The following is a 12,779-nucleotide window of genomic DNA, read 5'->3' on the forward strand; positions in this document are numbered from 1 at the left end:
AATATTTTTTAGTAATAACGCAAATCCATTTTACCAAAAAATTACATGGATTCATAGTGTTTTATGCGAAAATCCACGTATTTAGTGTTTTATTATTTAATAATCTAAGCCAGTCACTATAAGTTATATATTTCAATATAATTTAATATATTGAAATATATAACTTAAGAAAGGTTGGGCTCATATGAAAAAACAAATGTTGCTTTTTCCTATAATAATATTCTGTTTTATATTAAATCTTAGCTTTCAAACATACTATTTCATAAATCCCTTTAAACATAATGAAGTAAAAAAGCAAATAGATTATTTATCCTCCGATCATTTTAAAGGTCGACTAGCTGGAACTTTAGAAAACGTTGAAGCTGCTATATATATAAAAAATAAATTTATATCCAATGGGTTGCTGCCTTTTGAAAATAGCTATATGCAATCATTCGATACCGTTTATCCTCATAAATTACCTGGTAACGCTTATTTAACTATAACAGATAAGAATGGAACATTAGTGAAGGAATATAAATACGGAATAAATTACAAAGAAGACTTGCTAAATTTTAAAGCAAATAATTTATCCTTTAATAAAAAAGATAAAGTTTCATTAAATAAGGAATATATACAAGTTCAGAAAGGGAACAATCACTTTCTGTTCTATACCCCTAAGGATAACAAGCTTAATTTTAGAAGTTCATTCATAAGTTCCTCACCTCATAGTATGTATATAATGGTTACTAAGGATACTCTCAGTGAATTGCAACAGCATCTTGAAAATAACAATACTATAAATTGCTTTATTCCTTTTGAGTCCAAAAAAACATCTCTAATCAATATTATTGGGTACATAAAAGGTAAAGATACTAAGGCTCCTCCAATAGTGGTATCTGGCCATTTTGATCATCTAGGTAGTGATCTTTCAGAAACTATATACAAAGGTGCTTTAGATAACGCCTCAGGCATGGCATTTGTCATTGAAATAAGCAGATATATAAAATCTCTTGGCAAACCTAATAGAGATATAATCTTTGTAGGCTTTAATGCAGAAGAATTTGGCTGTCTTGGTTCTAAAGCATTTGTAGATAAATATAAATATAACCTTATTGGAAGTAAAATTTTCAACTTTGATATGGTTGGAAGTACTAATTCAGTTCCTATTTATGTAATGGGAGGAAAAAAAGATACCAAAGACACTCCCTTAATAAAAGAAATATCATCAGTATTCGAAAAAAATAAAATTAGTTTCAATTATTTGTTTGAGGATGCCAGTGATCATGAATATTTTCGAGATCAAGGTATAGATGCTGTAACTTTATGCGATGCTGACTCTTCTAGAATACATACACCAGATGATAAAATAAATTTTATCAGTACAGATTCTATGGATAGATGTTTCAAAGTAGTATCCCAAGAAGTTATAAAACATGCATTTTCTAATAACTTGTTATTAATATTTTATAAACAAGCTATGATAGTTTCTCTTTTAGGATTGATAGTTTCTTACAAAATATACACCAAATACAGTTCATGAAATAGTACTTTATATATAGATACCCATGTCCGAAATTTAACTTATACTCCGGAATATGCTGCCAAACTTCGGCACGTTAAAAACTTTTAATCAGTCTAAAGTTCGTGTTTAAGAAAACCTAAGAACCTTATATAAACTCGTTGCACTCAAACATATATAAGGTTCTAAGATTTTCTAAAACACTTCACTAAGACTGATAAAAAGTTTTTAAATGTGCTTTCAGTTTTGTCAACATATTCCTACATATAAGTTAAATTTCGGGCGTGGTTATCTATACTAATTTGTGTTTTGTTTTAAAAATCCATTTATAAAACTATCTATATCTCCATCCATTACAGCATTTATATTACCATTCTCTATTCCAGTTCTATGATCTTTTACAAGAGTGTAAGGTTGAAATACGTATGATCTTATCTGACTTCCCCAACCTATATCTTTTAATTCACCTGTTAGGTCTTCTATTTTTTCCTTGTGTGCTCTTTCCTTCAATTCTGCCAGTTTTGCTTTTAGCATTTTCATAGCTTCATCTTTGTTATGATGTTGACTTCTTTGATTTTGACACTGAACCACTATACCCGTTTGGATATGTGTAATTCTAATAGCTGATTCTGTTTTATTTACATACTGACCTCCAGCACCACTAGCCCTGTAGGTATCAACCTTTATGTCCTCAGGTTTTATTTCTATATCCTGACTTGCAGTAAGCTCTGGCAAAACTTCAAGAGAAGCAAAGGAGGTTTGTCTTTTCCCATTAGCATTAAAAGGTGATATTCTTACAAGTCTATGAATTCCTTTTTCTGCCTTTAGATATCCATAAGCAAATTCTCCTACTATTCTTAAGGTTGCACTTTTTATTCCTGCATCTTCTGCGGTGAGAATATCTAGGGTTTCAATCTTAAATCCTTTTTTCTCAGCCCACCTCTTATACATTCTTAGAAGCATTTCAGTCCAGTCCTGTGCATCTGTTCCTCCAACCCCTACATGAAGATCTACTATAGCATTATTTTTATCATACTCTCCGGAAAGCAATATCTCTATCCTAAATCGCTCTATTTCATCCTTTATATTTTCCACTTCGCCAATTATCTCTTTTGAAGAAGATTCATCTCCCTCTTCTATAGAAAGTTTAATAAGAAGCTCTATATCCTCTAATCTTTCCTTTAGGCTGTTATATCTATCTAATTTACTCTGTAGTGCTCTTTCTTCTCCTGATATCTCCTGTGCAGCGTTTATATCATCCCAAAAACCAGGCTGCTGCATCTTTTTTTGAAGTTCCTCTATTTTAATTTTAATGTTTTCTATGTCAAAGTGAATCCCCAATTTCTCTAACTGTTTTATTTAAGTTGCTTAATTCACTTAACATTTCTTCTAACTGAAGCAACATACAATCACACTCCTTTTTACTCTAAACTGTTAGTAGACAAATGTCGTTCTGCATATGCAGAACGACATTTATTTTATTCAAACCTTCCATGACAATTTTTATATTTTTTGCCACTACCACATGGACACAAGTCATTTCTTCCCACAGCCTTTTCCTTTTTAACTGGCTGTTTTTTTACTGATTCATCCCCACCTTGATTTGTGTGAATTTCTTTCACAACTCTTTCTCTCTCTGGTGCTCTTTGTATTTCTACATGGAATAAATATTTAATAGTCTCTAACTTGATACTGTGTATCATTTCATCGAACATTTCACTACCTTCAAACTGATAAGCTTGAGCAGGATCTTGCTGCTTATAGGCTCTAAGTCCAATTCCCCTCTTCAAGTGTTCCATATCATCAATATGATCCATCCACTTGCTATCGACAACTCTTAAAAGAATAACTCTTTCTATTTCTCTCATTTGTTCTGGTGTAAATTCTTCTTCTTTTCTTGCATATATTCCAAGTCCTATTTCAGTAAGCTCTTCTTTAATTTCTTCATTAGATAAGTTTACTAAATCTTCTATTTTAATAGAATCCTTAGGTAAAAATATATCTTCTGTATAGTCTATTAGCTTAGCTAAATCATTTTCTAATTCTTCTTCTACGCCAGATATATGTGAGTCCACAATAGAAGAAACTAGGTCTTTAAACATTGTTATTACCTGTTCTCTTAAGTCTTCTCCTTCTAACACTTCTGATCTTTGTTTGTATATTATTTCTCTTTGTTTATTTATAACATCATCATATTGAAGTAATGTTTTTCTTATATCAAAGTTGTTTCCTTCAACTTTCTTTTGAGCATTCTCTATAGCACCTGTAACCATTTTACTTTCTATAGCCTCATCCTCTCCAAGACCTAATCTTTCTACAATGCTTTGAAGTCTATCTGATCCAAATATTCTCATTAAATCATCTTCTAATGAAACAAAGAATCTAGACATACCAGGATCTCCTTGACGTCCTGAACGACCTCTTAACTGGTTATCAATTCTTCTTGACTCGTGTCTTTCAGTACCTATAATCTTTAAGCCGCCAAGTTCTACAACTTCATCCCCAAGCTTAATATCAGTACCACGACCTGCCATATTAGTAGCTATAGTCACCATACCTTTTTCACCGGCATGAGCTATTATATCTGCTTCTTTCTCATGATATTTAGCATTAAGTACTTGGTGAGGCACGCCTCTTTTCTTTAACATATCAGATAACAATTCTGATTTTTCAATACTAACTGTACCAACTAACATTGGCTGACCTTTTTTATAAGTCTCAAGAATATCTTCAGCAATAGCTTTAAATTTACCCTTTGCAGATTTATAAACTACATCTGGCATATCTATTCTTGCTATAGCCCTATGGGTAGGTACAACAATTACATCCAATCCATATATTTCTCTAAACTCATTCTCTTCAGTTAAAGCTGTACCAGTCATACCAGACAACTTTTTAAACATTCTAAAATAGTTTTGGTAGGTTATAGTAGCAAGAGTTTTTGATTCCCTTTCAACTTTAACGCCTTCCTTTGCTTCTATGGCTTGATGTAGTCCATCACTATATCTTCTACCTTCCATCATTCTTCCAGTGAATTCATCTACTATCATAACTTCACCGTCTCTCACCATGTAATCTTTATCTCTCTTCATTATATAATTAGCTTTTAATGCTTGAACTACATGGTGTTGTATTTCCATATTTTCAGGATCTGCATAGTTTTCTAATTTAAAGAAACCTTCAGCTTTTTCCACACCTTCATCTGTAAGGAGCACGGCATTGGCTTTTTCATCTACTGTAAAATGAGTATCTTTAATTAAGGATTTCGCAAAATAATCTGCTATTTTATAAAACTCAGTTGATTTTTCACCTTCTCCAGATATTATAAGAGGTGTTCTAGCCTCATCTATGAGTATGGAGTCAACTTCGTCTACAATAACAAAATTTAATCCTCTCTGAACTCTCTCTTCTTTATATATAACCATGTTATCTCTTAAATAATCAAAGCCAAATTCACTATTAGTTCCATAAGTTATGTCACATCTATAGGCCTCTTGTCTTTGTGCTTGATCTAATTCATGAAGTATTACGCCTACTTTCAGCCCTAAGAATTCATACACCGGAGCCATGATATCTCTATCTCTTTTAGCTAGATAGTCGTTAACTGTTACGATATGCACTCCTTTTCCAGTCAGTGCATTTAAATAAGCTGGTGCAGTAGCAACAAGAGTTTTACCTTCACCAGTTTTCATTTCTGATATTCTTCCCTGATGGAGTACTATTCCGCCTATTAATTGTTCTCTATAATGCTTCAACCCTATAGTTCTGTACGCGGCTTCTCTAACAACAGCAAAAGCTTCAGGTAATAACGAATTTAGGCTTTCCCCATTTTCTATTCTGTTTTTAAATTCGTCGGTTTTCCCTCTAAGTTCTGAATCACTTAAGCTCTTTATTTGTTCATCTAATGAATCTATCTTATTTACTATAGGAATTATTCTTTTAACTTCCCTCTCACTATAAGTACCAAATATTTTTTGAAAAACACCCATTCTCTTCATCCTCACCATGTTATTTTTTATGACTATCTAATCTACATACTTTATTGATTATATCACCTAATCAATAGCTATTCAACTTATGTATGTAATACTTTGTCATTGTTCAAAAATTTGTTACACTTTAAAAAGAATTATTTTACAAATAATATTTTGTGTTATTATTAAAAGTTTATAAAATAAACTTTTGTAACTCTCAAATAAATATTAAATCTATTAAGCTACTATGTAATGTTAATTCTTATAATATAAAGTTAAATCTAAAAAGAGGAAGCTACTGCCTCCTCTTTATTAAAATTCAGGTTCTATTAAACCATAATTTCCATCTTTCCTCTTATAGACTACGTTTACTTCATCACCATCTGCATCTTGATATACGAAAAAGTTATGTCCTATAAGCTCCATTTGAAGTACTGCTTCTTCAGCTGACATAGGCTTCATTGCAAACCTTTTAGTTTTTACTATCTTATGCTCCTCATGAGTCTCTTCATTATCATAATCCGGTATATCTTGGAATCTTACTGATTCCATATGTTTTCTTCTTTCAAGCTTTGTTTTCTGTTTCCTAATTTGTCCTTCTAATTTACCTACCACAAAATCTATAGAAGCATACATATCATCATGAACTTCTTCTGCTCTTAATAACATTCCTCCAACAGATATAACAACTTCAACAATTTGTCTATTTTTTTCTACACTTAAAGTAGCATGAGCTTCTACCTCAGGGGTAAAATATTTTTCCAATTTTGATAATTTTTTTTCTACATTGTTTCTCAACGCTGTAGTTACCTCAATATTTTTCCCACTTATTATTATTCTCATAGTTTCAGCCCCTTCCTTATCATTAAAGCTTAAAGCTTATACGTAAAATGTAATTTTGATGTAAGTTTAACTTTTGTTAACTATATTTTAATACTATTTACATTAGATTACAAGTATAATTTAGCGAATTAACAAAATATTATATAAAATTACATAATTATTTTATAAGACTATTTATCATTTTATATTTTCCTTACAATTAGTATTATGTTCAAAACTCAAAAAAAAATTAAAGTTCTTAACTTGAATAAGTTAAGAACTTTAATACTAAGCCAGTTGACCTGGTCTTTGACCCCACACTCGCCTGCTGGAGCTTTTGCTACCCAGAATTACCCTCTCACTACTAACCCTCTCGTTTTACTAAAAACGGCAGGACTTACCTCTAAACCGCACCATGCTCATTAAACATTTTATTTAACTTACGTGGATCGTTTTGCCTGCGACTGGCATCGACTTTCAACCACAAACCTAGCTTAATATAATAAAATTATACCTTACTTTTTGCTGCAGTCAATAGAGTAATTTCTTCCGCTCCATTTTTTATTAGCACATCAGCACAAGAAAATGCAGTAGCACCAGTGGTTATAACGTCATCTATAAGCAAAATTTTTTTATATCTAATATTATTATTCTTTGCGAAGCTAATACTTCCAAGCATGTTTTCCCATCTCTCATTACCAGAAAGTCCTATCTGATCTTTAGTTTGTTTTATTTTATATAAACAGTGAATTATGGGAATATTAATATGATTTGATATAAATTTAGCTAAAAATTCACTCTGATTATATCCTCTTTTCTTAATGGATAGTTTTGTCATAGGAACATAGCATATGTAATCACACTCTAAATTATATTTTTTTATTATGTTGATCATGTAATAACCAATAGCTTCACCAGATCTAAAATCGCTTTTATATTTTAATTTTAATATAAGCTCCATCATAATTCCTGAATAATAGGAAACACTATAATATTCTAGTTTTCTACCGTTCTTTTCAACTAAAAAACTATCTTGACAAAGTTTCATACTATTCTCACAGGATTTACATAATAACTTATCATCATACATCTCTTCTCTACATATTATGCACTTATCATCATCTGAATATATTACCTGTAATACACAATCACATAAAAATTTTAAATTCTTAATAATCCCATTTCCCATGCTTCTTTGTTAAAGTTTCTAGCTATATTTTTTGCCTTTTCCATATGATCTGTCTCTTCATTAGCTAAAAATATAACTTCTCCTTTCGAATCTTTTTCACTTCTTCCAACACTTCCACAAAAATAAATAAGCTTTTTATAATCATATTCTGGCGCGTCAGCAAAGTATACCATCACATCTGTATTCTTAGCATGTAAAAAATTTTGCTCAAAGTCATTTGTAATAAGAACTGCCCTTTTTATCTTTTCAAAATTTAAAATTTGTTTTTTATCTTTTCTACTCTTTACGCAGCATATTATATTTCTGCTAAACTCTTTACAATAGTAACTGATATATGAATAAACACTTTCTATTTTTTCTTCTGTTGGAACATATATTACCACTTTCCTATCAGACATTATAGACCATTTTAAATAATCATATACAACGAAAGGAATATCTTTATTTATGTTCACTCTGGTAACTATGCTTCTTGGTTCCACCATAGGAGTTCTATTATAGTTTATAGGAAAAATTAATTCTTTTTTATTTTCAAGTATACCTTCTACTGAATAGAATATAACCTTTGCTTCGTTATTGGAAATACAAGATACTAAGTCTATTACTTCATGTTTGTTATATTTAGGTATCCTTCTAATTTCATCATATATTATTACATCAAATTTTTCACTTAAGCTTTTAGCATTTATAAAGTCACATACTTTCAGTCTAGATGTTAAATTTATTTTGCCATATTTTGTATAGCTATAATCTCTAAAATCAGAACTTCTTTTTATTGTTTCTAATATATCGATATGGTTGTGTTCCTCATTTGTAATATAAATAATTTTTTTACCCTTATTAGCATGAAATAAAATAGTTTTTAAAAATACTTCTGATGAATTATAGGGAAGGGATATTACATTCAAAAAACGCTCATGACCTAAACTCCAGTTTAATATTAAGTTTTCTACAGCACGCTCTCGTTCAGTTAGATCTATTTTCTTGCATAAAAACATCTTCTTCACTCTCCATTAAATCCATTATTCTAAATTTAAGCATTGAGTATCTATCGAAGCTTTTATCATTACTTATCATAAACTGCATAGCTTTTGGCTCTCCCACTAGCACAACTAACTGTTTTGCTCTTGTCACAGCTGTATACAATAAGTTTCTATTCATAAGCAAAGGCGGCCCCATAAACATAGGTACGATAACTACAGGAAATTCACTTCCCTGACTTTTATGTATTGTTATAGCATAAGCCAAATCTAACTCATCTAGATATACATTATCATATATAACTTTTCTTTCATCATCAAATATTACTGTTAAAGTATCATTGTCTTCATCTATATCTTCTATATATCCAAAATCCCCATTAAAAATACCTATTCCTTCTTTTTCGCCTTCACCTACTATTCTTTCCCATTTTAAAGAGTAGTTATTTTTAGTCTGCATTACTTTGTCCCCTGCTCTAAATATTATATCTTTAAAATCCTTTTCCTTCTTATTTTTATCCTTTGGATTTAGAATATTTTGAAGTTCTTTATTAAGATTTGCAATACCAAGTATTCCCTTCCTCATAGGTGAAAGTATTTGTATATGCTGCATTTTATTCCACTGTCTATTAAACTCAGGCAGTCTTTTATCAATTAAAGCTATTAATGAATCAACTATTTTATAAGGTTCCTCACACTTTATAAAATAAAAATCCTTATCTTTTTTGTTTATTAAAGGCATACTTCCCTGATTTATTTTATGTGCATTTACAATAATCATACTTTCTTGAGACTGTCTAAATATATCTTTAAGTCTCACTACCTTTATACACTTACTTTCGATAAAATCTCTTAATACATTTCCTGGTCCAACGGATGGTAACTGATCTACATCTCCTACAATTATTAATCTAGTACCAAGAGTTACTGCCTTAAGTAGGTTATTCATAAGAATAACATCTATCATAGATGCCTCATCTATAATTATAACATCACACTCTAGTGGTTCTTCTTCTCCTTTAGAAAATAAAGTGTTCTCTGTCTCATCGCTTACTCCCATTTCTAATAATCTATGGATGGTTTTAGCTTCTCTACCAGTAGCCTCTGTCATTCTCTTAGCTGCTCGGCCAGTAGGTGCTCCCATAAAAACTTTAAGACTAGCCTTTTCGAATATCTTAGTTATACAGTTAATAATGGTTGTTTTGCCGGTTCCAGGTCCTCCGGTTATTATTTCAACTCCGTTCTCAACAGCTCCCTTTATAGCCTCTTTTTGAGATAAAGCAAATTTTATATTGTTTTCTTCTTCAAAAACTTGAATTTCTTCATCTACATTTATTGTTATATCGTCGTAGGCCGCTAGAGCTAAAGTTAATATTTTTTTTGTAACTCCAAGTTCACAATAATAATATGGAAGAGTAAATACACAAACCCTATCTTTCATTGTTTCTAATTTCAGTTTCCCGTTTATTGAATTCTCATATATGCTTTCTTCAAGTTCTTCCTTTGATACTCCTAAAACATCTATGCCCTCCTTAAGTAACATATCTAAAGGCATGTAAGTATTTCCGAGAGCACAAAATTGATTTATTAAGTATGTTATTCCGCTTTGTATCCTAAAGGTTGAATTTGCTTCTATTCCTAGACTCCTAGCTATTTTATCTGCAGTTTTAAATCCTATGCCTGATATCTCTTCCGTCAAAACATATGGATTTTCCTTTACAATTTTTATAGAGTCTGATCCAAATCTTTTATATATTTTTACACATTGATTTGGAGTGACACCATAAGTTTGAAGAAAAATCATTATGTTTCTAACCTCATTTTGCTTATTATAAGATTCACATATTAAGGCTATTTTTTTATGGCCTATTCCTTCAATTTCTTTAAGCCTCTCTATATTATTATCTAGTATCTCTAAGGTTTGTTCTCCAAACTTTTCTACAATTTTTTTTGCAGTAACTGGCCCTATTCCAGATATAATGCCTGATGACAAATATCTTTCTATACCTATGATAGAGCTGGGGGTTATTTCCTCACACTTAGTAACTTTAAATTGTTGACCAAATTGAGGGTGTAATACCCACTCCCCTGTTAACTTTAGATTTTGACCTTCAACTATATAAGGAATACATCCCACTATTGTAATAACCTGGTTTTTATCCTTGATTCTTGCTACCACATATCCATTGTCTTCATTTTGAAATACTATATTATCTACAATACCTTGTATTTCCTCCATAAAACATCTCCTGATTTCCTTTTTATTTATAATTATAACATATTAACTTAGTTTAAACCCATTAACTTAATTTAATCCAGCTATAGATAACCACGCCCGAAATTTAACTTATACGTAGGGATATATTACCATGTTTCGTCACGTTAAATATTTTTAATTAGTCTAAAGCTCCAATTTGAGAAAAATCTAAGAACTTTGATAAACTCGCTATGCTCAGTTCGGACCAACTTATCAATTACCATTGATAAGTCGCTCGTTGAAAGCTATTCAGGCTTTCAACCATATCAAAAGTTCTAAGATTTTTTCTCAAATTTTCGCTAAGACTAATAAAAAAATATTTAAATGTGACTTCAACATTGATAATATATCCCTACGTATAAGTTAAGTTTTCACCCTGGAACCCTATAAAAGCCCTTATGTAATAAACATAAGGGCTTTTCCATCTAAGAATTCACTATAAAATTATAGATATTTTTTTATTTCTTCTACTTTATTTAAGTTTTCCCATGGAACATTAACATCTGTTCTTCCAAAATGTCCATAAGCAGCTACCTGTCTATAGATTGGTCTTCTTAAGTCTAAATCTTTTATTATTGCAGCTGGTCTTAAATCAAATACTTTGTTAACTATTTCTACAATCTTATCTTCTGCAGCTTTTCCTGTACCAAAAGTATCTACTGTAACAGAAACTGGCTTAGCTACTCCTATAGCATAAGCAACTTGCACCTCAAGTTTATCAGCAACTCCAGCAGCAACAAGGTTCTTAGCTACCCATCTAGCCGCATATGCACCTGATCTATCAACCTTAGTTGGATCTTTTCCTGAGAATGCTCCACCACCGTGTCTGCCATACCCGCCATATGTATCAACTATAATTTTTCTTCCAGTTAGCCCAGCATCTCCTTGTGGTCCTCCAACAACGAATCTTCCTGTTGGATTTATAAAATACTTAGTATTTTCATCTAAAAGCTCATCTGGAATAACAGGTTTTATAACATTTTCTATTAAATCTTTTTCTATTTGTTCACGTGTTATATCTGGGTCATGTTGAGTTGATATAACAATAGTATCTATTCTAACAGGTTTGTTATCTTCATATTCTACCGTAACCTGAGTTTTTCCATCTGGTCTTAAGTATGCTAACGTATCATTTTTTCTTACTTCTGATAACCTTCTTGAAAGCTTGTGAGCTAAACTTATAGGCATAGGCATATATTCAGGTGTTTCATTAGTAGCAAATCCAAACATCATCCCCTGATCTCCTGCACCTATGGCTTCTATTTTATCCATTTCACCCTGTTTAGCTTCAAGAGCTTCATTAACTCCCATAGCTATATCAGATGATTGCTCATCTATTGAAGTCATTACTGCACACGTATCACAGTCAAATCCAAATTTTGCTCTAGTATACCCTATTTCCTCTATTGTTTTTCTAACTAATCTTGGAATATCTACATAGCAATTAGTAGATATTTCACCTATAACCATAACCATTCCAGTGGTAGTAGCAGTTTCACAGGCTACCCTTCCGTTTGGATCTTTTTCTAATATAGCATCAAGAACAGCATCTGATATTTGATCACAAATTTTATCTGGATGTCCTTCTGTAACTGATTCTGATGTAAATAATCTTCTCATCACTGTACCTCCTTAACTTCATGTAAAATAAAAAAATCCTCTTCAATAAGAAGAGGTTAACAAACTTAACTACTCTCTTATCTTGCAACCTTTTGTTGCCGGAATTGGCACCTTAGCATAAAATGCTGGTTGCCGAGTTTCATAGGGCCCTTTCCCTCCACCTCTCTTGATAAGAGTTTAATTTTAAATTGTATTGCTTACTTATAGTAACATAACAGTGTAATACTGTCAATACTAATCTTCTTTTCAATTTTATATGAGCATCCTTACAATATTATTAAATCAAAAACCTAATAGCATTTATTCAACGCTTAATAAATACAAAAAAAAACAAAAACACTAGTTAGTGTTTTTATCTGTGGTGGAGGAAGATGGATTCGAACCATCGAAGTCGATGACAACAGATTTACAGTCTGCCCCCTTTGGCCACTCGGGA

At 31.3% G+C, this 12,779-nt stretch carries 8 protein-coding genes and 1 riboswitch; of the genes, 1 reads left to right on the forward strand and 7 read right to left on the reverse strand.

From position 1 onward, the window contains the following. Positions 1–184: 184 nt before the first annotated feature. On the forward strand, positions 185–1,522 hold the full coding sequence (locus HGI79_RS18440; protein ID WP_185652151.1) for a M28 family metallopeptidase: 1,338 nt from the start codon (positions 185–187) through the stop codon (positions 1,520–1,522). A gap of 276 nt (positions 1,523–1,798) precedes the next feature. Here the strand turns inward: HGI79_RS18440 and prfB are convergent. The 7 genes from prfB to metK form a co-directional block, all read right to left on the reverse strand. Further along, positions 1,799–2,906 (reverse strand): peptide chain release factor 2 gene (prfB, locus tag HGI79_RS18445; protein ID WP_185652152.1). Its coding sequence is split into 2 segments (ribosomal slippage): positions 1,799–2,827 and positions 2,829–2,906, totalling 1,107 coding nucleotides; the frame shifts between segments, so codons are not numbered across the junction. A 73-nt stretch (positions 2,907–2,979) separates the two neighbouring features. Further along, the gene (gene secA, locus HGI79_RS18450; protein WP_185652153.1) at positions 2,980–5,490 is read right to left on the reverse strand and encodes a preprotein translocase subunit SecA; all 2,511 of its coding nucleotides are present in this window, start codon (positions 5,488–5,490) and stop codon (positions 2,980–2,982) included. A 297-nt stretch (positions 5,491–5,787) separates the two neighbouring features. Further along, a complete protein-coding gene (gene hpf, locus HGI79_RS18455; RefSeq protein ID WP_185652154.1) occupies positions 5,788–6,318 on the reverse strand; it encodes a ribosome hibernation-promoting factor, HPF/YfiA family in 531 nt (176 codons plus the stop codon). Positions 6,319–6,805: 487 nt separating this feature from the next. After that, complete coding sequence (locus HGI79_RS18460) at positions 6,806–7,486, reverse strand: ComF family protein (RefSeq protein WP_185652155.1); 681 nt, start codon at positions 7,484–7,486, stop codon at positions 6,806–6,808. Then, on the reverse strand, positions 7,459–8,484 hold the full coding sequence (locus tag HGI79_RS18465; RefSeq protein ID WP_185652156.1) for a hypothetical protein: 1,026 nt from the start codon (positions 8,482–8,484) through the stop codon (positions 7,459–7,461). Before HGI79_RS18465 ends, HGI79_RS18460 begins: the two co-directional genes overlap by 28 nt. Next, positions 8,453–10,705, reverse strand: a complete 2,253-nt coding sequence (locus HGI79_RS18470; RefSeq protein ID WP_185652157.1) for an ATP-dependent RecD-like DNA helicase — start codon at positions 10,703–10,705, stop codon at positions 8,453–8,455. The genes HGI79_RS18465 and HGI79_RS18470 overlap by 32 nt, the downstream gene beginning before the upstream one ends. Positions 10,706–11,167: 462 nt before the next feature. After that, on the reverse strand, positions 11,168–12,343 hold the full coding sequence (gene metK / locus HGI79_RS18475) for a methionine adenosyltransferase (protein ID WP_185652158.1): 1,176 nt from the start codon (positions 12,341–12,343) through the stop codon (positions 11,168–11,170). A 74-nt stretch (positions 12,344–12,417) separates the two neighbouring features. Beyond that, positions 12,418–12,519, reverse strand: a riboswitch (SAM riboswitch). Positions 12,520–12,779: the final 260 nt, after the last annotated feature.

The sequence above is a fragment of the Clostridium sp. DJ247 genome (assembly GCF_014231265.1).

Bases quoted from the DNA above. Each gene is read 5' to 3' on its own strand.
- HGI79_RS18440 (WP_185652151.1), top strand. From the start codon at position 185: ATGAAAAAACAAATGTTGCTTTTTCCTATAATAATATTCTGTTTTATA.
- secA (WP_185652153.1), bottom strand. From the start codon at position 5,490: ATGGGTGTTTTTCAAAAAATATTTGGTACTTATAGTGAGAGGGAAGTT.
- hpf (WP_185652154.1), bottom strand. From the start codon at position 6,318: ATGAGAATAATAATAAGTGGGAAAAATATTGAGGTAACTACAGCGTTG.
- HGI79_RS18460 (WP_185652155.1), bottom strand. From the start codon at position 7,486: ATGGGAAATGGGATTATTAAGAATTTAAAATTTTTATGTGATTGTGTA.
- HGI79_RS18465 (WP_185652156.1), bottom strand. From the start codon at position 8,484: ATGTTTTTATGCAAGAAAATAGATCTAACTGAACGAGAGCGTGCTGTA.
- HGI79_RS18470 (WP_185652157.1), bottom strand. From the start codon at position 10,705: ATGGAGGAAATACAAGGTATTGTAGATAATATAGTATTTCAAAATGAA.
- metK (WP_185652158.1), bottom strand. From the start codon at position 12,343: ATGAGAAGATTATTTACATCAGAATCAGTTACAGAAGGACATCCAGAT.